Genomic DNA, 26,787 nt, shown 5'->3' with positions numbered 1-26,787 from the left:
TACCATCGCGAAGCCGCCCGCCCGGGCGGCTTTTTCGTCTTCTGTCCCCGCCCATGGCCGGCATCCACATCACCGACATCGAGCTCGCGATCAACTGGTGGCGCGCCCGCAAGCCCTCGCCCGATGGGCTGCAGGCCTGCGCCGAGGTGCGCGCGCTGGCCGAGGTGTATGCGCTGATGGTGTACTACCGCGAGCCCGAGGCCGATGAAGCGTCGATGCCCTCGGCCGCTCGCGAGGCCTGGCTGGACTGGTACCGCAGCACGCCCGATGCGCCCTGCATCGCGATCTGCTCCACCGCCCAGGGCGACGCGCTGTGCAAGGGCTGCGGTCGCACCGAGCACGAGGTACAGCACTGGCCGCAGATGTCGCCTGCCGAGAAGCGCGGGGTGTGGCGCCGCATCAGCCTGGAGGCCACCGCCTGGCGCTTCAACCGCTATGCCGAGCGGGCCCGGCTGGCCACGGGCACCGACCACCCGGATCCGCACAGTCTGGACGGCACCGCCCCATGATCCGCTTCAGCGACAGCGTCCGCCGGCTGGTGCCGCTGGCCTGGCCGGTGCTGGTGGGCCAACTGGCGGTGCTGGCCTTCGGCACCATCGACACCCTGCTGGTGGCGCGCCACTCGCCCGCCGACCTGGGCGCGTTCGCGGTGGGCGCAGCGGCCTACATCACGGTCTTCGTCGGCCTGATGGGGGCGGTGCTGGCCGTGTCGCCCGTGGTGGGCCAGCTCTTCGGCGCCGGCCGGCTGGAGGCGGCGGGCGACGAGCTGCACCAGGGCATCTGGCTGGCGCTGGGCCTGTCGCTGCTGGGCTGCACGCTGCTGCTGTTCCCGCAGCCCTTCCTGGCGCTGTCGCGCGCCACGCCCGAGATGGAAGCCAAGGTGCGCGGCTACCTGTTGGCGCTGGCGGTGGCGCTGCCGGCCTCGCTGCTGTTCACGGTCTACCGCGCCTTCAACACCGCGGTGTCACGGCCCAAGGCGGTGATGGTGCTGCAGTTGGCGGGGCTGGGCCTGAAGCTGCCGCTGTCCACCGTGCTGGTGTTCGGCTGGCCGGCGGTGGGCGTGCCGGCACTGGGGGTCACCGGCGCCGGCCTGGCCACTGCCGCGGCACTGTGGCTGCAGTTGCTGGTGGCCGCCTGGGTGCTGCACCACGACCGCTTCTACGACCGCTTTGCACTGTGGGGCCGCGGCCTGCATCCGCCCAACCGCGCCGCCATCCTGGGTCTGCTGCGCCTGGGCGTGCCGATGGGCATGGCGGTGCTGGTGGAGGTCAGCGCCTTCTCGTTCATGGCCTTCTTCATCGCCCGCCTGGGCACCGTGCCGGTGGCGGGCCACCAGATCGCGATGAACCTGGTCTCGCTGATGTTCATGCTGCCGCTGTCGCTGGCCAATGCCGGCAGCACGCTGGTGGCGCAGCGCGTGGGTGCGGGCGACCTGGCCGATGCGCGTCGCCTGGGCTGGCATGCGATGGCGCTGGCGCTGATCAGCTCGGGCGTGCTGGCCGGCGCGATCTACCTGGGCCGGGTGCAGGTGGTGGGCCTGTACACCGGGGACGCGGCGGTGGCGGCGGTGGCGCTGTCGCTGCTGTCCTGGCTGGTGGTCTTCCACGTGTGCGACGCGGCCCAGACCATGGCCGCCTTCGTGTTGCGCGCCTGGCGCGTGGCGACGGTGCCGATGGTGATCTATGCCGGCACGCTGTGGGGCATCGGGCTGGGCCTGGGCGCGCAGCTGGCCTTCGATGACGGCTCGCGGGTGCCCGACGCCCTGCGCGGTGCGCCAGGCTTCTGGGCCGCTGCCACACTGGCGCTGGTGCTGTGCAGCGTGTTCCTGGTGGGCTTCAAGGCCTGGGTGCTGCGCCAGCGGGGCTCACAGCCGGCGTGAGGCTGGCAGTGTGATCACGAAGCAGCTGCCGCCGCCCTCGCGCGGCTCGCATCGCACCGCACCGCCGTGGGCCTGTGCGATCTGTCGCACCAGGGCCAGGCCCAGGCCCACGCCGCCCTCGCGCTCGGCATGGCCGGGCAGGCGGTAGAAGGGCTCGAAGATGCGCTCGCGCTGGTCTTGGGGCACGCCCGGGCCACGGTCACAGACGCGCACAAGCAGCCCGTCGGGCGACTCGGCCAGCAGCAGCGTGACGTCGTCGCCGCCATAGCGGCGGGCGTTCTCCAGCAGGTTGCGCAGCGCACGGCGCAACAGGCGCTCGCTGCCGCGCACGCGCAGCGCGGCGCCCTGGACCTCGGCCTGCACGCGGGCGGCCTCTTCGGCGGCCAGGGCGGCCAGGTCGATGCTGTCGTCCAGCTCCTGCGGCGCGCCGGCCTCCAGGCGACTGGACAACAGAACCTCCTCGACCAGTTCATCGAGCTCGGCGATGTTGGTGTGGATCTCGCGGCCCAGCTTCTCACGCATCGCCGGCGGCGCATCGTCCAGCATGGACACCGCCATTTTCAGCCGAGCCAGCGGCGAACGCAGTTCATGGCTGGCGTTGGCCAGCAGGTTCTGATGGGACTGCACCAGCGCCTGGATGCGGGTGGCGGCCTGGTTGAAGCTGGCGGCCAGGGCCGCCACCTCGTCGCGCCCCTGCACGGTCACACGCTGGTCCAGCGCGCCGCTGCCGAAGGCCTCGACGCCCTGGCGCAGGCGCTCCAGGCGGCGCGTCAGGCCACGCACCACCGGCCAGGCGCCCCCGGCCACCGCCACGAACAGCGCCGCCAGCAGCGCGGCCAGGGCAGCGCCGGCCGTCCAGTCACGCGGCAATATCAAGCGCCACCACGGCGGGTGGCGGTCGTCACGGCCGCCGCGCGGCCCATCGGTCAGTTCGCCGGATTCACCCGGCGGGCCCGGCGGGCCGAAGCGGCCGTCGGGTGGCGCCATCCGCGGTGGGGGCTCGCCGGCGGGTCCGTCGCCATTCGGGCCTGGCGGCGGCGCGGCGCCGTCGGGGCGCGGCGGGCGCGGCTCGCCGTGGCCGCCGGCTGCCTCGCGCAGCAGCCGGTCCAGGTTGGGGCGGATCAGCCACAGTGTGCGGCCGTCATCCAGGCGGGTGCTGATGGCGTTGCGCGGCACCTCGCCCCGGTTGGCCGCCTGGCGGCGCTCAAAGCTTTCGGACGCCGCAATGCGCCGGCCGTCGGCCGCATCCAGCGCCAGCGGCAGGCGCAGGCGCTGCGACCACTCGGCCAGCATCGCGGCCTGCACCGAATCGGGGGCGGTGGGCTCGGGCAGGGCGTTCTCGATCAGCTCGGCCCAGCTGGCCATGCGCTCGCTGATGCGCTGCTCGAACTGCGCCCGCTCCTGCTCCAGGTGGCGCTGCACCATCCAGCCGCCGGCCAGCGCGAACAGCGCCAGCGCGGCCACCACGGTGAGCCAGATGCGCAGGTACAGCGTCTTCACGCGCGCGGGGCTATTCGCCGTCCTGCTTGCGGGCGAAGACGTAGCCGGTGCCGCGCACCGTCAGCACCCGCTTGGGGTTCTTCGGGTCTTCCTCGATCACCGCGCGGATGCGCGAGACATGCACATCGATCGAGCGGTCAAAGGCCTCCAGCGGGTGGCCCTTGAGCGCGTCCATGATCTGGTCGCGCGAGAGCACCCGGCCGGCGCTCTGCGCCAGCACCACCAGCAGGTCGAACTGGTGGCCGGTGAGATCGCAGCGCTGGCCATCCAGGCGCGCCTCGCGCGCACCCAGGTCGATCTCCAGGCGGCCAAAGCCCATCACCTCGTCGGGCTGGGCCTCGGGAGCGGCGCGGCGCAGCAAGGCCTTGATGCGGGCCAGCAGCTCGCGCGGCTCGAAGGGCTTGGGCAGGTAGTCGTCGGCGCCGATCTCCAGGCCCAGGATGCGGTCCATCGGCTCGCCGCGGGCGGTGAGCATCAGCAGCGGCAGACGGCGGGTACGGGCATCGGCGCGCAGCTCGCGGGTCATGTCCAGGCCGTCGCCGTCAGGCAGCATCAGGTCCAGCACCAGCGCGTCATAGACGACGCGGCGCAGGCGCTCGCGGCCCTCGGTCAGCGAGGCGGCGGTGTCGACCTCGTAGCCGTGGCCGCGCAGATAGTCGCCAACCATCGCGGTCAGGCGGCTGTCATCGTCGATCAGGAGCAGGCGGGCAGGCAGCATCTCATCAGCCCGCAGCGGGGCGCGCACGCGGGCGGTGTAGGCATGGGCCGAAGCATAGGTCATCGCGGTCTCCAGGCAGGCAATGCCCCGATGCTGGGGCCCGGCCGTTGGCCCCGCTTGGCCGGTGCGTGAAGAACTGTGAAGCGGCCCGACCCCTCAGCGCGGAAAGGTCACGACATGCTCCACCCGCGGCCGGATGCCGATCCACTCGCCCGGCGCATGGTCGTGGTGCGAGGGCACATGGGCCAGCACCTCCAACCCGTCGGCCAGTGCCAGCGTGTAGAGGAACTCGGCACCGCGGAAGTCACGCCGCAGGATGCGCGCGCGCACCGGAGCGGCGTCGTCGTGCTCGATGTCGTCGGCGCGCAGCAGCACCAGGCACTCGCCGCCGGGGTAGGCCTCGGGCAGCGGGCATTCGTCGGCATCGGCCAGCAGGCCCAGCGGCGTGTCCACCCGCGGCCCTTGTGGCGTGCCAACAATGCGGGCCGGCGCCAGCACGCCGTGGCCGATGAAGTCGGCCACGAAGCGCGTGGCCGGGCGGTGGTAGAGGTCGTAAGGGCGGTCCCACTGCTCCAGCCGGCCGGCCTGCATCACGCCCAGGCGGTCGGCCAGCGCGAAGGCTTCCATCTGGTCGTGCGTGACCACCAGCGCCGCCGTGCCGCTGGCCTTGAGGATGGCGCGCACCTCGTGGGCCAGGCGCTCGCGCAGTTCCACATCCAGCGCAGAGAACGCCTCGTCCAGCAGCAGCAGGCGCGGCGCCGGGGCCAGCGCGCGCGCCAGCGCCACGCGCTGCTGCTGGCCGCCCGACAGCTGGTGCGGCATCTTGCCCGCCACCTCGGGCAGGCCCACCAGCGACAGCATCTCCTGCACCCGCTTCGCGCGCTCGGCCCGGCCCAACGCGTGCAGGCCAAAGGCCACATTGGCCGCCACGTCCAGGTGCGGGAACAGCGCGTAGTCCTGGAACACCATGCCGACGCGGCGCTGCTCGGCCGGGCGGTGCAGGCCGGCCGCCGGGTCCGAGACAGTCTCCCCCGCCAGGCGGATGCGGCCACCGGCCAGAGGCTCCAGCCCGGCCACCGCGCGCAGCAGCGAGGTCTTGCCGCAGCCCGACGGGCCGACCAGCACGCCGATCTCACCGGCGGCCAGGCCCATCGAGACCTCGCGCACGGCGTCCAGATCGCCCCCCGCGGCGGCGGAGCCGCGGTAGCGCACCACGATGTGTTCCAGCAGCAGAGCCATGCGCAGATCGTACCAGAATGACAATCATTCTTAATTAGAATGCGCTGCATGCGTCTGCTCCTGGCCCTGGTTTGCGTTCTGTTGCTGCTCCCGCTGGTGGCGCTGGTGTCGCGCTGGGCGGCGCTGGACGCCGAGGGCCTGGCGCTGTGGCAGCACCTGGCCTCGACCGTGCTGCCGGGCTACCTGGGGCAGTCGCTGCTGCTGTCGGCGGCCGTGGCACTCGGCGTGGCCCTGGTGGGCGGCAGCACCGCGGCGGTCGTCACGCTGTTCGAGTTCCCCGGCCGGCGCTGGCTGTCCTGGGCGCTGCTGCTGCCAATGGCCATGCCGGCCTATGTGCTGGCCTATGCCTGGACCGACACGCTGCAGTACAGCGGCCCGCTGCAGACCGCGCTGCGCGCCGCCTTCGGCTGGAAGGGCGCGCTGTGGCCCGACATCCGCAGCCTGGGTGGCGCCGTGCCGCTGTTCGTGCTGTGCCTGTACCCCTACGCCTACCTGCTGGTGCGCGCCGCACTGGCCGAGCGCTGTGTGCCGCTGATGGAGGCGGCGCGTCTGCTGGGCGCGGGCTGGTGGCGCCGCGTCACGCAGGTGGCGCTGCCGATGGCGCGCCCGGCGCTGGCCGCCGGCGTGGCACTGGCGCTGATGGAAACCCTGGCCGACTACGGCGTGGGCGCGTACTTCGGCCTGTCCACCTTCACCACCGGCATCTTCCGCGCCTGGCTGTCGATGGGCGACCGCGACGCCGCCGCGCAACTGGCCACGGTGCTGCTCGCCCTGGTGGCGCTGCTGGTGTGGATGGAGCAACGCGCCCAGGCGCGGCTGCGCTTCGCCGCCGCCCGCCAGGGTGCGCTGCACGGCGGCGACGCCCGACCGCTGGCGCTGGGCTGGCGCGGCAGCGCGGTGGCCTGGGCGGTGTGCCTGGTGCCGGTGCTGCTGGGTTTCGTGCTGCCGGTGCTGGCGCTGCTGCGCCTGGCCACCACCGAGGGCGACGCCGACGCGCCTGGCCCGGACCTGTCGCGTTTCGCCGGCTGGGCGCTCAACAGCTTCGTGCTGGCCGCCGCGGCCGCCTGCCTGGCGGTGGGCCTGGCGATGGCGCTGGCGGCAGCCCGGCGGCGTCAGCCGGGCGGCGCGCTGGACGCACTGGCGCGCGGCGTGGGACTGGGCTACGCGGTGCCTGGTGCGGTGATCGTGATCGGTCTGCTGTGGCCGCTCGGCGCCTGGCAGGCGCGCTGGCCCGAGTGGCCCTTGGCAGGCTGGCTGACCGCCGGCATCGGCGGCTTGCTGTACGCCTACCTGGTGCGCTTCTCGGCAGTGGCGATGCAGTCGGTGGATGCCGGCTACGCCCGGCTGCCAGCCAGTTTCGACGAAAGCGCCCGCCTGCTGGGTCACGGCCCCTGGGCCACCTGGCGCCGGGTGCACTGGCCGCTGCTGCGCGGCGCGGCTGGTACCGCAGGGCTGCTGGTCTTTGTGGACGTGATGAAGGAGCTGCCCGCCACGCTGGTGCTGCGCCCCTTCAACCACGACACGCTGGCGGTGGTGGCCAACCAGCTGGCGCGTGACGAGCGCCTGGGCGAGGCCGCCTGGCCCTCGCTGGCGATCGTGGCGGTGGGCCTGCTGCCGGTGCTGCTGCTGGGCCGCGGCCGCGGCGCGACCGGCTGCTGACCGGGCGTGGCCCTGCGGCAGGGTCAGGTCTTATTTTGTGATTGCGAATTGTTCGCGTTTGCTATTACACTGGTGTCATCGTTGACACTCCGCTGAGCCCACCATGCGCCCGACCCGCCTGCTGCCCGCCCTGCTCGCCGCCTGCCTGCTGCCCCTGGGCGCCGCCGCGCAGGACAAGGTGCTGAACCTGTACTCCGCCCGCCACTACCAGACCGACGAGGCGCTCTACAAGGACTTCACCGCGGCCACCGGCATCACGATCAACCGCGTCGATGCCGACGACGCCGGCATCCTCGAGCGCCTGCGCACCGAGGGCACGGCCAGCCCGGCCGACGTGATCCTGCTGGTGGATGCCGCCCGCCTGTGGCGCGCCGAGGAAGCGGGCCTCTTTCGCCCGCTGAAGTCGCCGGTGCTGGACAAGGCCATCCCGGCCCGGCTGCGCGGTGTCGACAAGGGCGAGGGCCCGGCCTGGTTCGGCTTCTCCACCCGCGCCCGGGTGATCGTCTACAACAAGGCCAGCGTGCAGCGCGCCGATGTCGACACCTACGCCGAACTGGCCGACCCGAAGAACAAGGGCAAGGTCTGCACCCGCTCGGGCGCCCACCCCTACAACCTGAGCCTGTTCGGCGCGGTGCTCGAGCACCTGGGCCCGCCCGCCACCGAGGCCTGGCTCAAGGGCGTGGTCGACAACATGGCCCGTCCGCCCAAGGGCGGCGACACCGACCAGATCAAGGCGGTGGCCTCGGGCGAGTGCCAGGTGGCGCTGTCGAACAGCTACTACGTGGCGCGCATGATGCGCTCCAGCAACCCCGCCGACCGTGACGTGATGGACAAGGTCGGCGTGGTCTTCCCCGACCAGGCCGGCAAGGGCACCCACGTCAACATCGCCGGCGGCGCGGTCGCCCGCAACGCCCCGCACCCTGAAGCCGCGCGCAGGTTCCTGGAGTACCTGGCCAGCCCCTCGGCGCAGGCCTACTTCGCCAACGGCAACAACGAGTACGCAGTGGTGGACGGCGTGGGCGCCGACAACCCGGCTCTCAAGGCCCTGGGCCCGTTCAAGGCCGAGGTGATCCCGGTCGCCACGATCGGCGCCAACTCGGCCAAGGTGCAGCAGATGCTGGACCGTGTCGGCTACAAGTGATCAGCGCGGCGTGAGCAGCTCAAAGCGGCCCTCGCCGCATGGGAGCTCAACGCCGCTCCAGGCCTGACCCAGCCGCGGCCCGTCGCGCCCCTGCTGCACCTGCACGTCGCCCAGCGTGATCGCGGGCTGCAGCAGGTAACGCCCGGCACGCCGCAGTTCAAAGGCGGGCGCCAGCGGGATCGAAGCGCGCAGCGCCTGGCCCGGCGCAAGGTGCAGATAGGCTGAGCCGTCCGGCGCCGCGCGCTTGACCATCGCGCCCTGGTAGTCCAGCGCCTGGCCGTCGCGGCTCAGTGCCACGAAGGGCGCCATCCAGCCCCCCTCCCAGGGGGTATTCCAGCGCAGCACCCACAGCGGCTCGGTGCCGGTGTTGGTCAGCGTGAACTGCAGCAGCAGGGCCTGCCCCACGGCCTGGCGCACAGGCACCTGCAGGCTGCAGGACAGCGGTGCCGCAGCCACACCCGCGGAAACAGCCATGCCGGCCACCAGCAGCGCCAGCGTCCAGCGCTTCATCAGGGCTGCGCCGGGGTGTTCTCGGCGAAATACTCGTGGCTGTCGGCGTTGTCGACCGCGCGGTCCGGGTTGTTGATCGCCAGTGCCTTGGCGGCCGTCTGGCCATAGGCCCAGTCATTGGTGCCGGCCACCACGGTGAAGTGCGACATCTCGTGGATCAGCGTGCCGGCCTTGGAGTCGGTGCCGGTCATCGGGGCCGACCAGAAGGCGCCGCACAGGTAGATCTTGTACGGATCATTCGGGTAGACGTAGGCATAGACACCGGGGTCGCTGCACGAGCAGTCCAGCGTCAGCGGCTTCTTCTTGAAGGCCTGGGTGATCTTGTTGAAGTGCGTGCGCACGGTGTCGTGGCGCGCGCTGGTGTAGGCCCCGAACCAAGTGGTGTAGCGCGTGGTCGGCGTGGTCATCACCTTCAGGTACTTCTTCGACCCGCTGGCGTAGCCGGTGGCCTTGTCCACCGCGGTGATCAGGTCCGTCTGCTCGCCGGCCGTGCAGGCACCGGTGAAGGTGATCGGGCCACTGGTGGCGGCCTCGGGCGCCACGCTCTGTGCCGCCGCGCTGCGGCCCGACAACCACAGCGACAGCGCTGCGCTGGAGGCCAGATCCGCCCGGCCGGCCACGCGGGCGCGCCCCAGGTACGCCACGGTGTAGCGACCGTCCGGCAGCGCGTACTGGCGTGACAGGTCGACCCGGTAGCTCAGCTGCTGACCTGGGGCCAGCACCACCAGATCTTCAGCACGCGGTGCGGCCCGCTTGACCAGCGGGCCCAGGTAGGCGGCCTCGGTGCCATCGGCACCGATCACGCGAAAGAGCGGGCCATGCAGCGTGCCCTCGGGCAGTTGCCAGCGCAGCAGCTTGTGGGGCCGGGCGCTGGTGTTGCGCACCACCACCTCCACCGCCACCTCGCCATCGCCCTGCATCACCTGGGCGGGCGCAGCCAGCTCGACCTGCAAGCCCTGGGCGGCCCAGGCGCCGGAGCTGGCCAGCACACAGGCGACCAGGGTGCTCAGGGACAGGATGGGTGCAGGGGTGAGGGGACGACGCATCGGGCAGCTCCAGTCAGACAGAGCGCCGACTATCGCCGGTGCAAGGCCTGCTGTCGATCCCCAGTTGCTCCGGGCAGTGGGTCGGCCGGGGCACCGTGGCCGGCCGGGCTGAGCGGCTTGCGGCCGGTCCACATCGAACGCACCAGGTGTTCGCCATGGCGCCGGCCGCCGTACAGGTTGGCCGCCACGTGTACCGCCACCGCCAGCAGCGTCAGGTCGACCGCGCTGACGTGTACGCTCTCGACCAGCTCATTGCCCCAGAAGGCGTCAGTGGTCATCATGAACCCGGTGGCGCCGATCACCAGGTTGGCGGCCAGCAGGTACAGGATCATCACCGCGCCGGCCGGGTTGTGTCCCAGGTGGCGCGGTTCCTGGTGGCGCAGCAACTGGCCCAGGTAGCGCCACAGCCGCCGCGGTGTCGGCACAAAGCTGCCGAAGCGGGCATGCTCACCCGGCGCCACGAAGCCCCAGACGATGCGCGCCAGCACCAGCGCCAGCGCCAGGTAGCCGGCCCCCTTGTGCCACCAGCCGATGTGCTCGGTGTTGAGCCAGGCCGTGGCGAACGAGGCCACCAGACCCCAGTGGAAGATCCGCACGAAACGGTCCCACACCGGCACCTGGACGACGGCTGTCGTATCGGTGGCCATGGCCTCAGTCCTTGATGTTCTCTTCGGCGATCGCACCGCTGATCGGGTGGAAATAGACCTCCACCTTGCGGCCTTGCTTGTCGTGTCCGTAGATTTCCCAGCACTTGCCCTTGGACACATGCAGCTTCTTCACATCGTCCTTGTAGCCCAGCGCCTGAAAGCGCTTGACCATGTCGGCTTCGGGAATCCATTTGGACTCGGGCTCGCTGGTGCAGGCCGGGCCGGCCAGTGCGGCCAGGGGTGCGGCCAGCAGGGTGAGCAGCAGCATCGGGGTGGACAGGGACTTGGACATGACAGCGCTCCGGGTGGTGGCCGCCGCGCCCAATGCGTGGCGGATGGCTGGACCACCGCACAGTGCGTGCCAGGCTGGGCCGCACCGCTGCGCCCTGGCGTGGGCCTGTGCCATCAAGCCGACGCCTGGGTCAAAGTCCCCAGATTCCGCCCCACCCGGGGCATTTCGCCCACCCGGTCGCGGTCAGCCGGGCACCAGGGTCAAGGCACGCGGACGCAGCGAAAACCGATGTAGACCACGGCGGTCTCAGCCGGCTTGGCCTGCAGATGACCGGCCTCCATCTGCGCCGCCCCGTACCACCAGGAGCCCCCGCGCGTACGCCGTTCGGTGGCGCCAGCGGCACCCGCTGTTTCGTCCACCCACTCCCAGACATTGCCGCCCATGTCGAACAGACCATTCACACCGGCCGGCGTGCGTCCCACGGCGGCATGTCCGTGGCCGCGCCACAGCGTGGCGCCATGCCGGAGCGCGCGCGCCTGCGCCGCGGCGCCGCAGTCGTCCAGGCACTGCGCGCCCTGAGCGCTGTCGCCGGTGGGATAGCGGTAGCTTCTGCCGGTGACGAACGGTGCCGCCGCGGGCGAGCGTTGCTCGGTGTAGGCGGCCGAGGTCCATTGCGCATCGGTAGGCAGGCGCCCGCCGGCCCAGCGGCAAAACGCCTGGGCCTCGTCAAAGCTGATGTGCACCGCCGGCTCGTCATCGGCCGCATCACGCGGACCACCGAAAGGCCGCCGCCAGGTCCAGCCAGGCTTGCTCGTCCAGCCCGCTTCAAAGACCTGCCCGCCATCGGCCCGCTCGGCCCGGGTGACGGTGCCCGTGGCCTGCACAAAGCGCCTGAACTGGCCGATGGTGGTTTCGGTGCGCGCGATCTGGAAACTGCCCACCGCCTGCCAGTCCACACCCGCCACCGGCATCTGGGCGTGGCTGGGCAGCGTGGTGCCACACCACAGACCCAGGCCGGCGCTCAGCAGACGGACTAGACGATGGCGGGCCAGCATGGCCGCATGGTCACCCACCTGCAAAGCCCCTGGGTCCGGCGATGCCTTGGGCGCGGCAGCGCAGCGGCCTGTTGATGCCAGTGGGGCCGCACGGGCCAGGAACGAACAAGGCCCACGCACTGCTGCGTGGGCCTTGGTGTTGTGGCGGAGAAGGAGGGATTCGAACCCTCGATACGGTATAACCGTATACCGGATTTCGAGTCCGGCGCATTCGACCACTCTGCCACCTCTCCTGGTAAGCGATGCACCCGTGGTCTGTCTGGGTGAAGCCTTGCATTCTAGCGCAACTTTTCGCCCACCCCGCCCGAGATGTCTGACGCCCTCCTCACCGCGTGTCCCTGCGGCAGCGGCCGACCGCTGGCGGGCTGCTGCGGCCGCTGGCACGCCGGCCCGCTGCACCTGCAGGCCCCGGATGCCGAGTCGCTGATGCGTTCGCGCTACAGCGCCTATGTGCTGGACCGGCTGGACTACCTGCGGGACACCTGGCATCCGCGCACCCGGCCCGAGGACTTGACGCCCAACCCGCCCGGGCTGCGCTGGCTGGGCCTGGAGGTGCGCCGGCACCGTGTCACGGCGCCGGACCAGGCCGAGGTGGAGTTCGTTGCGCGCAGCAAGCTGGGCGGGCGGGCGCACCGCCTGCATGAGACCAGCCGCTTCGAGCGCGCGGCCCTGGAGGGCACGCCGCGCTGGTACTACGTGGATGGGGACCTGCGCTGACGGCTCAGAGGCTGAGAGTTTTTCGGTCGTGCCCGAAAGGCGCCTGAAAACGACCCCGATCTAGACGCACAGCGCAGCCATAGCTTGGGCTATGGCGAGCATGTGCAACGACGAGCGGGGGCGTTTTCAGGTGCAAGGCGGGTATGAGTGAAAGACTCTCAGCCTCTTAGGCGACGAACTGCTCGCGCACCGCGTCGGCGCCCAGCCGGCGCGCCAGCCAGGCCAGCGCGGCGGCCACCGGCAGCGCGGCCAACAGGGCCCACAGGGCCTGGCCGGCCAGCAGCCAGACCAGGGCGGCGCTGCCCGCGCCCGCGACCAGCAGGCAGGCCATGCTGGCCCGGCGCGCCCACTCCAGACGCCACCACAGGCCGGCACCGGTGACCGAGAACAGCGCGGCCGCCACACCGGCGGCGGCGATCCACCACGCAGGCGCGGTGCTGCCCCACCAGCCCACCCAGGCGGCCAGCACGGTGGCCAGCGCCCAGAGCAGGCAGGCGGTCCAGGTCACGAGCGGCGTGCGGCCGCCGAGATAATAGGTCTGAGGCATGGTCGGTCCCTCCTTGCGCGGTCATGGTGCCGCGGTTCGATGACAGGCATTTTTCAAAAAGACCCGTGATCAGCGCCCTCCCCAATTCATCGGGGCATCCCCAGCCTGTGGGACAGGCCGGCGCTGCACTGTCGCCCGCGCGCCACGACCTGGTGGTGCTGTGCGCGACCGAGGCGCTGCTGGTCGTCGACAAGCCCCCCGGTCTGCTGGTGCACCGCAGCGGCCTGGACGCCCACGAGACCGACACCGTGCTCGACCGCCTGCGCCCCACGTGGGGCCCGCTGTCGCCGGTGCACCGGCTGGACAAGGGCACCTCGGGCGTGCTGGTGCTGGCCCGCCACGCCCAGGCCGCGCGGGCGCTGGGCCAGGCCTTCGAGACCGGCCAGTGCCGCAAGCGCTACCTGGCGCTGGTGCGCGGCTGGCCGGCGGATGAATGGTCCGTCGACCACCCGCTGGCGCGCGACCCCGAGCGCCCCAGTCACGGCCAGCCGATGCTGGAGGCCCGTACCCGGGGCCGCACGCTGGCGCGGGCCGAATGGCCGCTGCCCACCCGGCCGGGCTTCGCCGGCACCCGCGTCGCGCTGGTCGAGGCCTGGCCGCAGACCGGACGGCGCCACCAGATCCGCCGCCACCTGAAGCACCTGGGCCATCCGCTGATCGGCGACAGCACGCATGGCAAGGGGCCGCTGAACCGCGCGCTGGCCGGCTGGCTGGGGGTGCAGCGGCTGTGGCTGCATGCGCTGTCGCTGGCCGTCCCGGCGCTGGACGGCTGCCCGGCGCAGCAGTGGCTGGCGGCCGCCGGTCCTGAGTGGAAGACCCTGCCCGACCTGGGCGCGGCCGTGCCGCCACAATAGGGTCCCGTTGTTCTGCCGCCGACCCTGCGGCCTGCCCATGCCGCCCGGTCTGCTGAGTGCCGCCACCGCCTACATCATCTGGGGCCTGTTTCCGCTGTACTTCCACCGCCTGGCCTCGGTGCCGCCGCTGGAGATGGTGGGCCACCGCTCGGTCTGGTCGCTGGTGATGGTGCTGGGATTGCTGGCCTGGCAGCGGCGCTGGGCCTGGTTGCGTCAGCTGACGCCCAAGGCCATGGGGGCCTTCACCGCCAGCACCGCGCTGCTGGCCGCCAACTGGCTGCTCTATGTGTGGGCGGTGCAGCAGGGCCGCGTGCTGGAAGCCAGCCTGGGCTACTTCATCAACCCGTTGTTCAACGTGCTGCTGGGCGTGGTGGTGCTGGGCGAGCGCCCCAAGCCCATGCAGTGGGTGGCCGTGGCCATGGCCGGCCTGGGCGTGCTGTGGCTGGGCTGGACGGCCGGCGCGCCGCCCTGGATCGCGCTGGGCCTGGCGGCCAGCTTCGGCCTGTACGGCCTGCTGCGCAAGACGGCGCCGCTGGGTGCGGTGGAAGGCCTGGCGCTGGAAACCATGCTGCTGGCGCCGCTGGCCGTGCCGGCACTGGCCTGGCTGGTGGCCAGTGGTGGCGCCCCGCACAGCGGTGCCGACTGGTTCTGGCTGGTGCTGGCCGGCCCGCTGACCGCCGTGCCGCTGCTGCTGTTCGCCCACGGCGCGCGGCAGATCACGCTGGCCACGCTGGGCCTGCTGCAGTACCTGGGGCCGTCGATTCAGTTCATGCTGGGCCTGTGGGTCTTCCACGAGCCGCTGCAGCCGGCGCGGCTGCTGGGTTTCGGGCTGATCTGGGCGGCGCTGGCGGTCTACACCGCGGCGGCCTGGCGGCGCTGATCAGGCTGGCTCGCGGTAGGGCGCGAAGACATCGCGCAGCGCTGCCGCGGCCGGCGCCTGGGCCAGCGAGCGGGCCAGCTCCTGCAGGTGGCGGCGCATCTCGGCCGCTGCGCGCGCCGGTGGCCCGCTGGCCAGCGCCTCGACCAGGTCCTCGTGCCGGTGCGCCACGCAGCCCGGGTGGCCGTGGCGCTGGTAGAGCATGATCAGCAGCGAGGTGATCGGCAGCAACTCGTCGATCCAGCGCAGGAAGACCGGGTTGCCGCCCAGCGCCGCCAGCTCACGGTGGAACTGACCCGACAGCCGCACCGCGGTGGCGTGGTCGCCGCGCTGCAGCGCCTCGGCCTCGGCGGTCACCAAGGCACGCAGGGCCGCCAGTTGCGCAGGTGTGAGCCGGCCCGCCAGCTGGCGCGCGATCTCGCATTCCACCACCTGCCGCGCCGCGAACACCGACGCCGCCTGCGCCAGGTCGGGCTGCGGCACCTGGGCACCGCGGTTGTGCTGCAGCTCGATCACCTGGTCGGCCGCCAGGCGCTGCAAGGCCTGGCGCACCACGGTGCGCGAGACGCCAAAGCTCTCGGCCAGTTCCTCTTCGCGCAGGCGCAGGCCGGGCGCCAGGCGGTGCTCGACGATCGCCTGGTAGATGCCCTGGTAGACGCGGTCGGTGGCGGTGTCGGCCGACCGGGCCCGCCTCAGCCGCGTCGCCGCCACAGCGCCACCAGGGCCAGGCTCAGGCCCATCACGGCGAAGGAGATGGCCGTGGTCACGGTGCCCAGCGCATAGATGACCGGCGTGGTCACCGTGGTCGTCAGGCCCTGCAGCTCCAGCGGCAGGGTGTTGAGGTCCCCCATGGCCTGCGAGCTGCGGGCGATCTCGTCCCAGCTGAGTGTGAAGCCGAACATGCCGATGCCCACCAGGCTGGGCGCGATCAGCGGCAGCACCACATGGCGCTGGGTCTGCCAGGCGCTGGCGCCCAGGTCGCGCGCCGCCTCTTCGTAGGCCGGGTTGAAGCGGTTGAAGATGGCAAACATGATCAGCAGGCCGAAGGGCAGCGTCCAGGTCAGCTGGGCGCCCAGGCCCGAGCTGAACATGCCCAGCGTGGTGGTGAAGCCCTCCAGCGCCTCGGGCGACCACGCCTCCAGCGCCAGCTTCACGCCACTGTCCAGCAGCCGGAACATCAGCCCGATGCCCAGCGAGACGATGATGCTGGGCATGATCAGGCTGGCCACCACCACATAGAACAGCGGCGCGCCGCCGGGCAGGCGCTTGCGGTAGGCCAGGCCGGCCAGCAGCGACAGCAGCACCGTCTGCGTCATCACCAACATGCCCAGCCCCAGCGAGCGGCGTAGCGCGGCGCCGATGTCGATCACGCCGATGCCCTCCCACAGCTGGCGGAACCAGTGCAGCGACCAGCCGCGCATCGGGAAGGTCAGGCCGCCCTCGGGGCCCTGGAAGCTCAGCACCACGATGGCCAGCATCGGCCCGTAGAGGAACAGCACGAAGGCGCCGAACACCACGGCCAGCGGCCAGAAGCCCGGGGCGCGCGGTTCGCGGCGAGCGGCGCTGGCCATGCTCAGAGCTCCCGTCGCAGGTCGACCAGGCGCAGCAGCGCCACGATCATCATCAGCACCACCGCCAGCAGGATCACCGCATTGGCGGCCGCCAGCGGAAACTGCAGGTAGCTGGTCTGCACCTGGATGATCTTGCCCACCGAGGCGATCTGCTGCCCGCCCATCACGCCCACGGTGACGAAGTCACCCATCACCAGCGCCAGCACGAAGATCGAGCCGATGATCAGCCCGGTGCGCGACAGCGGCAGCACCACATGCCAGACGGTCTGCCAGGTGCTGGCGCCGTTGTCGCGCGCGGCCTCGATCAGGCTGCGGTCGATGCGCATCATCGAGTTGAAGATCGGCACGATCATGAACATCGTGTACAGGTGCACGAAGGCCAGCACCACCGAGAACTCCGAGAACAGCAGCCACTCCAGCGGCTCATCCACCAGCCCTGCCGCCTGCAGCCCCTGATTGACCAGGCCGTGGCGACCCAGCAGCGGCACCCACGAGATCATGCGGATCACATTGCTGGTCCAGAAGGGCACGGTGCAGACGATGAACAGCAGCGTCTGCATCCACTGGCTGCGCACATGAAAGGCCAGGAAGTAGGCGATCGCAAAGCCCAGCACCGCGGTGATGGCCCAGGTCAGCAGACTGAAGCGCAGCGTCGAGCCATAGGTCTTGAGCGTGACGCACAGGTCCTCGCCCGAGGTGACCAGGCTGCTGCCGCAGCCGCGGAACACGTCCAGGTAGTTCTGCGCGCTGAAGGCCGGGATCAGCTCGTAGTCGGTGGCCTGCCAGAAACTGACCGCGACGATCAGCCCCAGCGGCACGACGAAGAAGACCACGAACACCGCCGCCAGCGGGGCCGCCTGCAGCCACGCCAGCACGGAGGAGTTCGGGGTCTTCGACATCACGGCGCGGTGCTCAGGCAGCGACGAACTCGTTCCACTTCTGCACCATGTACGCGTTCTCGTCCATGATGGCGTTCCAGCAGGCGATGCCACCCATGCGCTGCTCGTAGCTGCCGCCGTCGCGCACCGCGCCCACCTTGGCCAGCACGTCGCCGTTGGGCGACAGGATGTCCTTGGTGGCGGCCTTGCCCTCCATCCAGTAGGCCCACTCGTAGGCCTCCATCTTGGCCTTGGCGGTCTCCAGCACCGCGCTGTAGTAGCCCTGGCGGTTCAGGTAGGCGCCGGCCCAGCCGTCGAGGAACCAGTTGATGAACTCGTAGACGCCATCGGCCTTGCGGCCGGTCACGGTCTTGGGCACGCCGAAGCCGGCGGCCCAGGCGCGGTAGCCCTCCTTCAGCGGCTGGAACACGCAGGGGATGCCCTTGGTGCGCACCGCGGTGACGGCCGGGCTCCACATCGACTGGATCACCACCTCGCCCGAGGCCATCAGGTTGACCGACTCGTTGAAGTCCTTCCACAGGCTGCGGAACTGGCCGGCCTTCTTGGCCTCGATCAGGGTCTTGATCGTCAGGTCGATCTCGGCCTTGGTCATGTTGCCCTTGTCGGGGTACTTGTACAGGCCCATGGCCTCGACCACCATGGCCGCGTCCATGATGCCGATCGAGGGGATGTTCAGGATCGCCGCCTTGCCCTTGAACTCGGGGTTGAGCAGTTCCTTCCAGCTCTCGATCGGGCGCTTGATCAGGTCGGGGCGGATCCCCAGCGTGTCGGCGTTGTAGACCGTGGGGATCAGGGTCATGAACTGGGTAGGCTCCTTGGCGAAGTCCTTGGCCGTGGGGCTGGCCACGTACATCACCTTCTTGGGCGCGGTGCCCTGGTCGCCCACCTTCTTGCCGGCCACCTCGCCCTTGGTGAAGAGGCTGGTGATCTTGTCGGCGTTCTTGATGCGCTTGGTGTCGATGCCCAGCAGGTTGCCGGTGGGCAGGATCTTCTTCAGCGAGAAGTACTCGGTGTCGATCAGGTCGAAGCTGTTGGGCGCGGTGACGGCGCGCTTGGTGACGTCGTCGGTGGTGACCGGGATGTACTGGATCTTGATGCCAGTGTCGGCCTCGAACTTCTCGGCGATCTTCTTGTCCTGGTTCACCGCGGTGCCCAGGTAGCGCAGCGTGATCTTCTCCTGCGCATGGACGAAGGGGAAACCGGTGATGCCGGTGGCCGCCACGCCCACACTGGCGGCCTGGCGCAGGAATCCGCGGCGGTCGCCGGCGGACGGGGCTTCGGGCTTCTCGGGGGTGGGATCGATCGCGCTCATGACAGGCTCCTCGTGGCGTGGGGGTGGACGGGATGGGAACAAAGACTCAAGCCACCAGCAGGTGGGCGTCGGCGTCGGTCCAGCGCAGGCTCAGGCGCTGGCCGGGTTCCAAGGGTTGGCGGTGGTACAGGTCGTCGGGCAGGCTGGCCACCCAGGCCGGCGGCGTGGCCTCGTCGTCAGCCTCGTCGGCGGCGGGCTGGTCGCCCGGGGGGACCAGGTGGACCAGCACCTGCTGGCCCTGGTACTCCACGGCCCGCACCTGCACGGCCAGGCCGTTCTCTTCAGGCGCGGCCAGCGTGCAGCGGTCGCTGCGCACCGCGATGCGACCGCCGGGCGTGGCAAACACGTTGTGGGCGCCGATGAAGCGGGCGACGAACTCGGTGCGCGGGCGCTCGAAGACCTCACGCGGCGGCCCGGCCTGCTCGATGCGTCCGTGGTTCATCACCACCACCAGGTCGGCCAGCGCCATCGCCTCTTCCTGCGAGTGGGTCACATGGACGAAGGTCATGCCCAGTTCGCGGTGCCAGCGCTGCAGCTCGGCCCGCATGCGGATGCGCAGGAAGGGGTCGAGCGCCGACAGCGGCTCGTCCAGCAGCAGCACGCGCGGGCGGGTCATCAGCGCGCGTGCCAGCGCCACGCGCTGCTGCTGACCGCCGGAGAGCGCCGCGGGCAGGCGCTGCGCGTAGGGCTGCATCGCCACCAGGTCCAGCAGCGCACGCGCCTGGGCCAGCCGCTCCTCGCGCGCCACCCCCTTCATGCGGGCGCTGAAGGCCACGTTGTCCAGCACGTTCAGGTGCGGGAACAGCGCGTAGCTCTGGAACATCATCGCCGTGCCGCGCTCGGCCGGCGACAAGGGCGTGATGTCGCGGCCGCCCAGCAGCACCTGACCGGCGGTGGGCTGCTCATGGCCGGCGATCATGCGCAGCGTCGAGGTCTTGCCACAGCCCGACGGCCCCAGCAGGCAGCAATAGGCGCCGGCGGGCATCGCCAGGTCGATGCCCGCCACCGCCACGGCCTCGCCGTAGTGCTTGCTCAGGCCGGTCAGGGCCAGGTCGGTGGGCTCACTCATGCGGCAGCGTGTATGCAATGCATGTGCCAAGTGCCGCCACACCGTCGCCACCTGCGGCCCGTCTCTTGCAGCAGGGCAGCCAGACATGGCGCGGGGCGGATCGATGCACCAGCATCTGGCGCCGCGCACCAAAGTTCGCCGGATTACCCCGCCGTTTTGTATGCAAAGCGCACCAACATGAACCTGCTGCTGATCAACCCCAACACCACCGCCAGCATGACCCGCTCGATGGCCGAGGCCGCCCGCCGCGTGGCCCGGCCCGACACCCGCATCACCGCGGTCCAGCCCAGCTTCGGGCCGGTGTCGATCGAGGGCCACCATGACGAGGTGATCGCCGCGGCCGGCGTGCTGGAGCAGGTGCGAGCGGCAGGCACGTCGATGGACGCGGTGATCCTGGCCTGCTTTGGCGACCCCGGCCTGGACGCCGCCCGCGAGGCCACCGAGGCGCCGGTGCTGGGCATCGCCGAGGCGGCCTTCCATGCGGCGTCCTTTGTCAGCACCGGGTTTTCCGTCGTGACCACGCTGGTGCGCACCTGCGTGATCGCCGAGCACCTGGTGCTGAAATACGGCTATGAGCGCCGCTGCCGCGGCGTGCACGGCACCAACATCCCGGTGCTGGCGCTGGAGGAGGATGGCGGCCTGGCCTGCGTGCCGGCCCTGGAGGACGCCTGCCGCGCCGCCCTGGCGCGCGACCGCAGCGGCGCGATTGTGCTGGGCTGCGGCGGCATGGCGTCCGTCAGCGCCGAATTGCAGCGCCGCCTGGGGGTGCCAGTGATCGATGGCGTGGCGGCGGCCGTGGTGCTGGCCGAGGCCCTGGTGCAGCTGGGTCTGCGCACCAGCAAGCAGGGCGACTACGCGACCCCGCTGCCCAAGCGCTACCTCGGCTGGGCCGGACCGCTGGGCTGGTGAGGCGCAGCGCTCAGCGCTGGCTGTGGCAGACCGCGGGCACCGCGTACTCGCGGCCCACCACGGCGCGGGCGTAGAGGTAGTTCTCGCGGGCGCGCTCGCTCAGCGCGTCCAGGTCCACATGGCCCGCGGCGTCGCACGGAAAGGCCATCGCGCGGCCCTGGTGGAACAGCGACTGGAAGCGCAGCTCGAAGGCCTCGTGGCTCAGCGTCTGGCTTTGGTAGGCGTGGTGCATGGCGATCTCCTGAAATGCACGGCCACCATGCTGCGCCGATGCGCGCGACGACGCAGCCGGGGTGCATCGGCCTGCGCTGTCGGCGTCTGGCGCCGTGCCTTGTCGGAAAACGCCTGACGGGCGCCAGCGGTTGTCAGCGGCGCAGCCGGCGCGCGCCTTCCACCACCGCCAGCACCACCGCACCGGCCACCACGCCGAACAGGCCGTCGAGCACCCAGGTGGCGTGCTCGCCCAGTGGCCAGGCGTGCAGCAGCGCATGGTGCAGGCTCTCCCAGCCGTGCAGTGCGATGCCGCCGCCCACCAGGAACATCGCCACCGTGCCCACCACCGCCAGGGCCTTCATCAGCCAGGGCGCGAAAGCCAGCAGGCCGCCCCCGAGCCAGCGCAGCGCACGCGCCAGGCCGCCGTCGCCCGGGCGCCGTTGCCAGTGCAGGCCCAGGTCGTCGAGCTTGACGATGCCCGCCACCAGGCCGTAGACGCCCACGGTCATCAGCACCGCAATGCCCGAGAGCACCAGCACGCGGGTCAGCATCGGCTCGCCAGCCACCGTGCCCAGCGCGATGACGATGATCTCGGCCGAAAGGATGAAATCGGTGCGGATCGCCCCCTTCACCCGCTCCTGCTCGAGCGTGGCCAGGTCCACCGCGGTGTCGGCCACGTGGGCGCGGAGTTCGGCGTCATGGGCCTCGGCCTCATCGTGGTGCAGCCAGCGGTGGGCCAGTTTCTCGACGCCCTCGAAACACAGGTACAGACCGCCCACCATCAGCAGCGGCACGATCGCCCACGGCAGGAAGGCGCTGATGGCCAGCGCCAGCGGCACCAGGATGGCCTTGTTGATCAGCGAGCCACGGGCCACCGCCAGCACCACCGGGATCTCGCGCTCGGCGGCAAAGCCGGTGACCTGCTGGGCATTGAGCGCCAGGTCGTCGCCCAGCACGCCGGCGGTCTTCTTGGCCGCCATGCGGCTGAGCAGGGCCACGTCGTCCAGGACGGTGGCGATGTCGTCGATCAGGGCAAACAGGCTGGCGGCAGGCATGGCTGCACGATAGCCTATCTCTCGCGGTCGCCAAGACCACACCGCCCACCAGGGCCCTCGTCCTCAGGAGAATGCCGTCATGACCCGTCTCAAACGCGCCGCCTGGCGCTGCACCGCCGCCGCCAGCCTGCTGGCCCTGGGCGCCTCCGCCAGCCTGGCCGGCGAGCGGCTGTGGATTTCGCTGGGCGACGACGCCTACCGCCTGCTGCGCGCCGCCCAGCCGCAGGTGGTCAGCGTCACCGAGGTCGAGGTACCGGTGCGCGTCGGCCGCCTGGGCGCCACGGCCCAGGAGCGGGTGCATGTGGTGCGGGTGGACGAGGATTGGCTGCCCGCGCTGTCCGACGCCGTGCACCGCGACCTGCACCGCTGCGGCGGTTTCATCGTCCACGACTCCCTGGGCAGTGCCCGCGAGGCGGTGCAGCAGGTGCGTCAGCGTGCGCTGCAACCGGAGGCCGTGGCCGGCAGCACCTACCTGATCAACCAGCAGGCGCTGGTGCAGCCGATGGTGGCCGCGGTGCAGGACAGCCTGGTCCTGCAGACCATCGACAGCCTGTCGGCGATCCAGAACCGCTACTACACCACCAGCCACGGCGTGAACGCGTCCAACACGATCGCCGCGCAGTGGGCGGCGCTGGCCGCGGGCCGCAGCGATGTCTCGGTCAGCCAGTTCAGCCACCCGAGCTGGCCGCAGAAGTCGGTGATCCTGACGATCCAGGGCGCCGAGAAGCCCAAGCAGCATGTCATCCTGGGCGGGCACCTGGATTCGATCCTGTCGGGCGGCACCACTGAAAACAGCCGCGCCCCCGGCGCTGACGACGACGCCTCCGGCATCGCCAGCCTGACCGAGGCGCTGCGGGTGCTGCTGGCCAGCGGCCACCGGCCCAAGCGCACGATCCAGTTCATGGCCTACGCGGCCGAGGAAGTGGGGCTGCGCGGCTCGTCGGCTATCGCCGCCGACTACCTGGCCAAGAGCCGCAAGGTGACCGGCGTGCTGCAGCTGGACATGACCAACTACAAGGGCGGCACCAAGGACATCTACCTCTACACCGACTACACCAGCGCCGCACAAAACGACTTCGTGGCCCGCCTGGCCGCGACCTACCTGCCCGAGCTGACGGTGTCGACCGACCGCTGCGGCTACGCCTGCTCGGACCATGCCTCGTGGTTCAACCGAGGCTACCCGGCTTCGTTCCCCTTCGAGTCCGATTTCAACCACCACAGCCCCTTCATCCACACCAGCAACGACACCCTGGCCAACAGCGGCAACCAGGCGGCCCATGCCGCCAAGTTCGCCAAGCTGGCCGTGGCCTTTGCGGTGGAACTGGCCAACTGAACATGCACCACACCCCTGCCCTGTCCTCCACCCGCCACGTCGCCCTGGCGGCGCTGGCGGCCTGCGCCCTGATCGCCGGTCCGGCCCAGGCGGCACTGGCCGTGGGGGCCGCCACGCCCGACTTCACGCTGGACGCGGCGGTGGGCGGCAAGGCCTTCCGCTTCACGCTGTCCGAGGCGCTGCGGCAGGGGCCGGTGGTGCTGTACTTCTACCCCAAGTCCTTCACCAGCGGCTGCACGGTCGAGGCGCACCAGTTCTCGGAAGCCACGCCGAAGTTCAAGGCCCTGGGCGCCACGGTGGTGGGGGTGTCCAACGACAGCCTGGCCACACAGCAGCGCTTCTCGGTCGAGGCCTGCCGCGGCCAGTTCGCGGTGGCGGCCGACGAGGGCGGCAAGGTGATCAAGCAGTTCGACGCCGGCTTCACGCTGGCACCCTCGGTGGCCGACCGCATCTCCTACGTGATCGAGCCGCCGGGCCGGGTGCTGGCGGTGCACGCCAGCATGGACCCGGACGGCCATGTGGGCGCGGCGATGGCCGCGGTCCAGGCCTGGCAGGCCCGCCAGGGCAAGCGCTGAGCCCGGCCTCGCGCACAATCGGGGCGATGGACGAGATCGACTTTCAGCTGCGCGGCGACCACATCCCGCTCGATGCCCTGCTCAAGGCCACCGGTCTGGCCGACAGCGGTGGCCAGGCCCGTGCCCTGATCGTGGACGGCCAGGTGCGGGTGGACGGCCAGACCGAGCTGCGCAAGACCCGCAAGCTGCGCGCCGGCCAGCAGGTCAGCCTGGGCGATGTGCGGGTCAGCGTGCGCGGAGAGGCCTGATGCCGATGTCCCATGGCGTGCATTGCCTGCTGGTCGATGACCATGCGCTGTTTGCCGATGCCCTGGGTCTGCTGATCGCCCACCGCCACCCGACGGTGCGGCTCAGCACCGCCAACCGCCTGTCCGGTGCGCTGGATCAGTTGCGCCAGGCGCCGGACATCGGCCTGGTGCTGCTGGACCTGAACCTGCCCGACAGCCGCGGTCTGGACACCCTGGCCCAGCTGCGCGAGGCGGCGCCGATGGCGCGCGTGATCGTGCTGTCCGCGGACGACCGGGCGGAGACCGTGATGGCCGCGCTGGATGGCGGCGCCAGCGGCTTCATCCCCAAGAGCGCCGACGCCGCTGCGCTGGATCAGGCCCTGCGCACCGTGCTGGGCGGCGGTGTCCATGTGCCGCCGGCGCTGACGCGCAGTGCCGACAGTGCCACCGGCGGTGAGTTGCCGCCGCTGACTGCGCGCCAGATGGACGTCTTCCGCTGCCTGGTCGGCGGCCTGTCGAACAAGCTGATCGCCCGCGAACTGGCGCTGTCGGACTCCACCGTCAAGACGCATGTGCAGGCCATCTTCGACAAGCTGGGCGTGACCTCGCGCGCCCAGGTGGTGCTGCAGGCCGCCCGCATGGGCTGGCTGCCCTGAACCCGCGCGGGCAGCGGCCTCAGCGTCGCAGCGCGGCCACCACGGCCGAGAACAGCGCGTCGGTGCCAAAGGGCTTGTGCAGCACCGGCCAGCCCAGGGCCTCGAGGGCCGCCAGGTCGGCCGGCGCGGTGTCGCCGGTGATCACCAGCACCGGCACGCCGCCGTGGCGCGCGGCCAGGCAGTTCACCACCGCCCGGCTGTCGCCGTCGGGCAGACGCTGATCGGTCAGCAGCAGCGCGGGTGCCTCATTCACGGCGCCGCGGGCCAGGGCGGCCTGCAGGCTGCCCAGGTCGCGGTAGGCCTGCACCAGCGCCCCCCAGCGCTCCAGGCGCAGGCGCAGGGTTTCGCGCAGGGTGTCGTCGTCATCCACCACCACCATGCGGCGCCCGCCCAGGTGACGCACCGACAGACGCTGCGGCGCGGCGGGCGCCGGGGGCGCACCCGCCAGCGGCAGCAGCAGCCCGAAACAGCTGCCCCGCCCCGGCGTGGAGCGCAGTTGCACCTGGGTCTGCATCAGCGTGGCCGCCCGCTGCACCAGTGCCAGGCCCAGGCCCAGACCACCGGCATGGCCCTGGCCCGGCTCCAGCTGGACGAACTCCTCGAAGACCTGGGCCTGGCGCTCAGGCGCAATGCCCACGCCGGTGTCCCAGACCTGCAGCAGCAGCGCCGCACCGCGCCGCCGCGCCGACACCAGCACGCCGCCGCTGGCGGTGTGGCGCACCGCATTGCCCACCAGGTTGCGCAGGATCTGCTCGAGCAGCACCGGGTCGGCCTGCACCGTCCAGCCACCCACCCGTGCGCGCAGGCGCAGGCCGCGGCCCTGTGCGGCGGCGGCCTCGTCGGCCAGCACCGAGTCGACCAGGGCCTGCAGCGGCACGGCGCGCGGCCGCGACTCGACCTGGCCGGCGTCAAAGCGCGACAGGTCCAGCAGGCCCTTGAGCAGCCGCTCCAGCGCCTGGGCCGAGGCGGCCAGGCGGTCCAGCAGGCTGCGCTGCCCGGCATCGATGTCCTCGCGCTCGCGCATCAGGCCAGCCAGCAGGCCGATGCTGGCCACCGGCTGGCGCAGGTCGTGGCTGGCGGCAGCGATGAAGCGGGTCTTGGCGGCGTTGGCGGTCTGCAGGTCGCGGGTGCGCTCGGCCACCCGCTGCTCCAGCTCCTCGCCGTGGCGCTCGGCCACCTCCAGCGCATGCACGAAGCGGCGCAGCAGCACCAGCGACACGCCCGCCATCAGCACCGGGGTCAGGTACGGCAGCCAGAAGCCATCGTCGGCCGACAGCCAGCCCGCGTAGAAGAGGTAGTCGTGGCCGGCCGACAGCAGCAGCAGCGCCAACGCCGCCTCGATCACGCGGCGTGGCCAAGGCGGCATGCGGCGCACCAGCGACCACAGCCGCCAGACCGACCACGCGGTCAGCGTGATCGCCAGCGGGTACATCCAGATCCGCAGCTCGTCGAGACGGCGGCCCAGCGCCGCGGCCACCCCCGCCAGCGCATACAGCCCCCAGACCAGCCCCACCAGGCGCAGGCGACGACCATGCGGCACCGGCTGGCTGGCCACCCCGGCAAAGGCCACGATCAGCGCCACCGCGGTGCCCTGGGCCAGGAAGAAGCCCAGCGAGCCCAGCATCGAGGGCTGGGCGCTGGCCTCGCCGTAATAGGCCAGGTTGCGCAGCGAGACGATCAGCATCAGCAGACCGAAGAAGCCCATCAGCCGCTCGTCGCGCCGCAGCCACCACACCAGCAGCGTGAACAGCGCCAGGCCACTGACCGCCAGGTTCATCGCGTAGGGCAGCGATTCGCGCCACCAGCGGGTCTGCCGATCCAGTGGCTCCAGCTGTTCGGCCGGTCCCACCCAGGGCGCGCTCAGGCCGGCGGCCGCGCGGTGCAGGTCGGCGCGCAGCAGGATCTCGTTGGGCCCTGCCTTCAGCAGGCCCGAGGGCACGCTGATCCAGCGCGAACTCACGGTGCGGGGCAAGGCGGGGCGTCGGCCGATCTCGCGGCCGCTGACCCGCTCACCGTTGACCAGCAGTTCGTGCTCGGTGGGCAGGCGGTCGAAACGCAGCGCCCACAGGCCCTGGGGCTGGGCCTGCAACGTCAGCGACAGGCGCAGCTCAATGCGCTCGGCCTGGCCGGCGCGCCACTGCAGCGGCAGCGTCACTGGCTGCCAGGCGTCCTGGCCCAGGCGCTGCTCGGCCTGCTGCAGTTGCAGACCCGACGGCGCCTCGACCGCCTGGGACCACACCGCCAGCGGCCATCCCAGCACCGCGAGCAGGAGCACCCAGGCGCGACACCAGCCCTGCAGCCTTGCCCGGTTCATTCACGGATTGTGCGCTGCAAGATGGCCGCAGGC

Annotated in this window: 29 protein-coding genes and 1 tRNA gene; 12 read left to right on the top strand and 18 right to left on the bottom strand. The window is 71.3% G+C overall.

Going from position 1 to position 26,787, the window contains the following annotated elements; genetic code table 11:
• Positions 1 to 53 precede the first annotated feature (53 nt).
• Both KAK06_RS01160 and KAK06_RS01155 read left to right on the top strand, forming a co-directional pair.
• Complete coding sequence (locus KAK06_RS01160) at positions 54 to 509, top strand: DUF3717 domain-containing protein (protein WP_210799851.1); 456 nt, start codon at positions 54 to 56, stop codon at positions 507 to 509.
• A complete protein-coding gene (locus KAK06_RS01155; RefSeq protein ID WP_210799849.1) occupies positions 506 to 1,879 on the top strand; it encodes an MATE family efflux transporter in 1,374 nt (457 codons plus the stop codon). Before KAK06_RS01160 ends, KAK06_RS01155 begins: the two co-directional genes overlap by 4 nt.
• Here the strand turns inward: KAK06_RS01155 and KAK06_RS01150 are convergent.
• The 3 genes from KAK06_RS01150 to KAK06_RS01140 form a co-directional block, all read right to left on the bottom strand.
• Positions 1,865 to 3,379, bottom strand: a complete 1,515-nt coding sequence (locus KAK06_RS01150) for a sensor histidine kinase (protein ID WP_210799847.1) — start codon at positions 3,377 to 3,379, stop codon at positions 1,865 to 1,867. The two genes, KAK06_RS01155 and KAK06_RS01150, sit on opposite strands and share 15 nt — an antisense overlap.
• 10 nt (positions 3,380 to 3,389) lie before the next feature.
• The gene (locus KAK06_RS01145; protein ID WP_210800158.1) at positions 3,390 to 4,094 is read right to left on the bottom strand and encodes a response regulator; all 705 of its coding nucleotides are present in this window, start codon (positions 4,092 to 4,094) and stop codon (positions 3,390 to 3,392) included.
• 159 nt (positions 4,095 to 4,253) lie between these two features.
• Positions 4,254 to 5,336 carry an ABC transporter ATP-binding protein gene (locus KAK06_RS01140; RefSeq protein ID WP_210799845.1) on the bottom strand — a complete coding sequence of 361 codons (1,083 nt, stop codon included), beginning with the start codon at positions 5,334 to 5,336 and terminating at the stop codon, positions 4,254 to 4,256.
• A gap of 48 nt (positions 5,337 to 5,384) precedes the next feature.
• Here KAK06_RS01140 and KAK06_RS01135 point away from each other — a divergent pair, with 48 nt between their 5' ends.
• On the top strand, positions 5,385 to 6,995 hold the full coding sequence (locus KAK06_RS01135) for an ABC transporter permease (RefSeq protein WP_210799843.1): 1,611 nt from the start codon (positions 5,385 to 5,387) through the stop codon (positions 6,993 to 6,995).
• A gap of 103 nt (positions 6,996 to 7,098) precedes the next feature.
• The gene (locus tag KAK06_RS01130; protein ID WP_210799842.1) at positions 7,099 to 8,136 is read left to right on the top strand and encodes an extracellular solute-binding protein; all 1,038 of its coding nucleotides are present in this window, start codon (positions 7,099 to 7,101) and stop codon (positions 8,134 to 8,136) included.
• On the opposite strand, the gene KAK06_RS01125 is transcribed toward KAK06_RS01130, so the two are convergent.
• The 6 genes from KAK06_RS01125 to KAK06_RS01100 form a co-directional block, all read right to left on the bottom strand.
• The gene (locus KAK06_RS01125; RefSeq protein WP_210799840.1) at positions 8,137 to 8,646 is read right to left on the bottom strand and encodes a hypothetical protein; all 510 of its coding nucleotides are present in this window, start codon (positions 8,644 to 8,646) and stop codon (positions 8,137 to 8,139) included. It lies immediately after the preceding gene.
• Entirely contained in the window at positions 8,646 to 9,692 is a 1,047-nt protein-coding gene (locus KAK06_RS01120; protein WP_210799838.1) for a M35 family metalloendopeptidase, read from the bottom strand. The genes KAK06_RS01125 and KAK06_RS01120 overlap by 1 nt, the downstream gene beginning before the upstream one ends.
• Before the next feature lie 29 nt (positions 9,693 to 9,721).
• Complete coding sequence (locus tag KAK06_RS01115) at positions 9,722 to 10,339, bottom strand: cytochrome b/b6 domain-containing protein (protein WP_210799836.1); 618 nt, start codon at positions 10,337 to 10,339, stop codon at positions 9,722 to 9,724.
• A 4-nt stretch (positions 10,340 to 10,343) separates the two neighbouring features.
• Entirely contained in the window at positions 10,344 to 10,631 is a 288-nt protein-coding gene (locus KAK06_RS01110; protein WP_247652568.1) for a PepSY domain-containing protein, read from the bottom strand.
• A gap of 200 nt (positions 10,632 to 10,831) precedes the next feature.
• On the bottom strand, positions 10,832 to 11,626 hold the full coding sequence (locus tag KAK06_RS01105) for a formylglycine-generating enzyme family protein (protein WP_210799835.1): 795 nt from the start codon (positions 11,624 to 11,626) through the stop codon (positions 10,832 to 10,834).
• 142 nt (positions 11,627 to 11,768) lie between these two features.
• Positions 11,769 to 11,859 (bottom strand) — tRNA-Ser (locus KAK06_RS01100).
• A gap of 76 nt (positions 11,860 to 11,935) precedes the next feature.
• Between KAK06_RS01100 and KAK06_RS01095 the strand changes: the two genes are divergently transcribed.
• The gene (locus KAK06_RS01095; RefSeq protein ID WP_210799834.1) at positions 11,936 to 12,343 is read left to right on the top strand and encodes a YchJ family protein; all 408 of its coding nucleotides are present in this window, start codon (positions 11,936 to 11,938) and stop codon (positions 12,341 to 12,343) included.
• Positions 12,344 to 12,509: 166 nt separating this feature from the next.
• Here KAK06_RS01095 and KAK06_RS01090 read toward each other — a convergent pair whose 3' ends face one another.
• A complete protein-coding gene (locus KAK06_RS01090) occupies positions 12,510 to 12,890 on the bottom strand; it encodes a hypothetical protein (protein ID WP_210799833.1) in 381 nt (126 codons plus the stop codon).
• 107 nt (positions 12,891 to 12,997) lie between these two features.
• On the opposite strand from KAK06_RS01090, the gene KAK06_RS01085 reads away from it, so the two are divergent.
• Positions 12,998 to 13,744, top strand: a complete 747-nt coding sequence (locus tag KAK06_RS01085) for an RluA family pseudouridine synthase (RefSeq protein ID WP_375140866.1) — start codon at positions 12,998 to 13,000, stop codon at positions 13,742 to 13,744.
• Positions 13,745 to 13,781: 37 nt separating this feature from the next.
• Positions 13,782 to 14,624 (top strand): EamA family transporter RarD, encoded by an 843-nt coding sequence (gene rarD / locus KAK06_RS01080; RefSeq protein ID WP_210800156.1) that lies wholly within the window; start codon positions 13,782 to 13,784, stop codon positions 14,622 to 14,624.
• On the opposite strand, the gene KAK06_RS01075 is transcribed toward rarD, so the two are convergent.
• The 5 genes from KAK06_RS01075 to KAK06_RS01055 are packed head-to-tail and all read right to left on the bottom strand — an operon-like array spanning position 14,625 to position 19,472.
• The gene (locus KAK06_RS01075; RefSeq protein WP_310741009.1) at positions 14,625 to 15,332 is read right to left on the bottom strand and encodes a GntR family transcriptional regulator; all 708 of its coding nucleotides are present in this window, start codon (positions 15,330 to 15,332) and stop codon (positions 14,625 to 14,627) included.
• Positions 15,314 to 16,192 carry an ABC transporter permease gene (locus KAK06_RS01070; protein ID WP_210799831.1) on the bottom strand — a complete coding sequence of 293 codons (879 nt, stop codon included), beginning with the start codon at positions 16,190 to 16,192 and terminating at the stop codon, positions 15,314 to 15,316. Before KAK06_RS01070 ends, KAK06_RS01075 begins: the two co-directional genes overlap by 19 nt.
• Positions 16,193 to 16,194: 2 nt before the next feature.
• Positions 16,195 to 17,091, bottom strand: a complete 897-nt coding sequence (locus KAK06_RS01065; protein WP_210799830.1) for an ABC transporter permease — start codon at positions 17,089 to 17,091, stop codon at positions 16,195 to 16,197.
• Positions 17,092 to 17,104: 13 nt separating this feature from the next.
• Positions 17,105 to 18,403, bottom strand: a complete 1,299-nt coding sequence (locus tag KAK06_RS01060) for an ABC transporter substrate-binding protein (RefSeq protein WP_210799829.1) — start codon at positions 18,401 to 18,403, stop codon at positions 17,105 to 17,107.
• A gap of 46 nt (positions 18,404 to 18,449) precedes the next feature.
• The gene (locus KAK06_RS01055) at positions 18,450 to 19,472 is read right to left on the bottom strand and encodes an ABC transporter ATP-binding protein (RefSeq protein ID WP_210799828.1); all 1,023 of its coding nucleotides are present in this window, start codon (positions 19,470 to 19,472) and stop codon (positions 18,450 to 18,452) included.
• A 177-nt stretch (positions 19,473 to 19,649) separates the two neighbouring features.
• Here KAK06_RS01055 and KAK06_RS01050 point away from each other — a divergent pair, with 177 nt between their 5' ends.
• Positions 19,650 to 20,381: an aspartate/glutamate racemase family protein gene (locus KAK06_RS01050; protein WP_210799827.1), complete on the top strand. Its 732-nt coding sequence runs from the start codon at positions 19,650 to 19,652 to the stop codon at positions 20,379 to 20,381.
• 10 nt (positions 20,382 to 20,391) lie between these two features.
• On the opposite strand, the gene KAK06_RS01045 is transcribed toward KAK06_RS01050, so the two are convergent.
• Together KAK06_RS01045 and KAK06_RS01040 are read right to left on the bottom strand one after the other, a co-directional pair.
• On the bottom strand, positions 20,392 to 20,613 hold the full coding sequence (locus KAK06_RS01045) for a hypothetical protein (protein WP_210799826.1): 222 nt from the start codon (positions 20,611 to 20,613) through the stop codon (positions 20,392 to 20,394).
• Positions 20,614 to 20,746: 133 nt separating this feature from the next.
• A complete protein-coding gene (locus KAK06_RS01040) occupies positions 20,747 to 21,649 on the bottom strand; it encodes a DUF808 domain-containing protein (RefSeq protein WP_210799825.1) in 903 nt (300 codons plus the stop codon).
• Between the two features lie 79 nt (positions 21,650 to 21,728).
• Between KAK06_RS01040 and KAK06_RS01035 the strand changes: the two genes are divergently transcribed.
• From KAK06_RS01035 to KAK06_RS01020, 4 genes are read left to right on the top strand one after another with little or no spacing between them, the layout of a single operon-like run.
• On the top strand, positions 21,729 to 22,982 hold the full coding sequence (locus KAK06_RS01035; protein WP_210799824.1) for a M20/M25/M40 family metallo-hydrolase: 1,254 nt from the start codon (positions 21,729 to 21,731) through the stop codon (positions 22,980 to 22,982).
• A gap of 2 nt (positions 22,983 to 22,984) precedes the next feature.
• A complete protein-coding gene (locus KAK06_RS01030; protein WP_210799823.1) occupies positions 22,985 to 23,557 on the top strand; it encodes a peroxiredoxin in 573 nt (190 codons plus the stop codon).
• 26 nt (positions 23,558 to 23,583) lie between these two features.
• Positions 23,584 to 23,805, top strand: coding sequence for an RNA-binding S4 domain-containing protein (locus KAK06_RS01025; RefSeq protein WP_210799822.1), 222 nt, complete (start codon positions 23,584 to 23,586; stop codon positions 23,803 to 23,805).
• Positions 23,805 to 24,440 carry a response regulator gene (locus tag KAK06_RS01020; RefSeq protein WP_210799821.1) on the top strand — a complete coding sequence of 212 codons (636 nt, stop codon included), beginning with the start codon at positions 23,805 to 23,807 and terminating at the stop codon, positions 24,438 to 24,440. Before KAK06_RS01025 ends, KAK06_RS01020 begins: the two co-directional genes overlap by 1 nt.
• 19 nt (positions 24,441 to 24,459) lie before the next feature.
• On the opposite strand, the gene KAK06_RS01015 is transcribed toward KAK06_RS01020, so the two are convergent.
• Positions 24,460 to 26,754, bottom strand: a complete 2,295-nt coding sequence (locus tag KAK06_RS01015) for an ATP-binding response regulator (RefSeq protein WP_210799820.1) — start codon at positions 26,752 to 26,754, stop codon at positions 24,460 to 24,462.
• Positions 26,755 to 26,787 lie beyond the last annotated feature (33 nt).

The sequence above is a fragment of the Ideonella aquatica genome, from assembly GCF_018069755.1.
In the GTDB taxonomy this organism is placed as follows: domain Bacteria; phylum Pseudomonadota; class Gammaproteobacteria; order Burkholderiales; family Burkholderiaceae_C; genus Ideonella; species Ideonella aquatica.
Note: the sequence above shows the minus strand (reverse complement) of the source record. Positions and strands in the feature narration are given on the sequence as shown.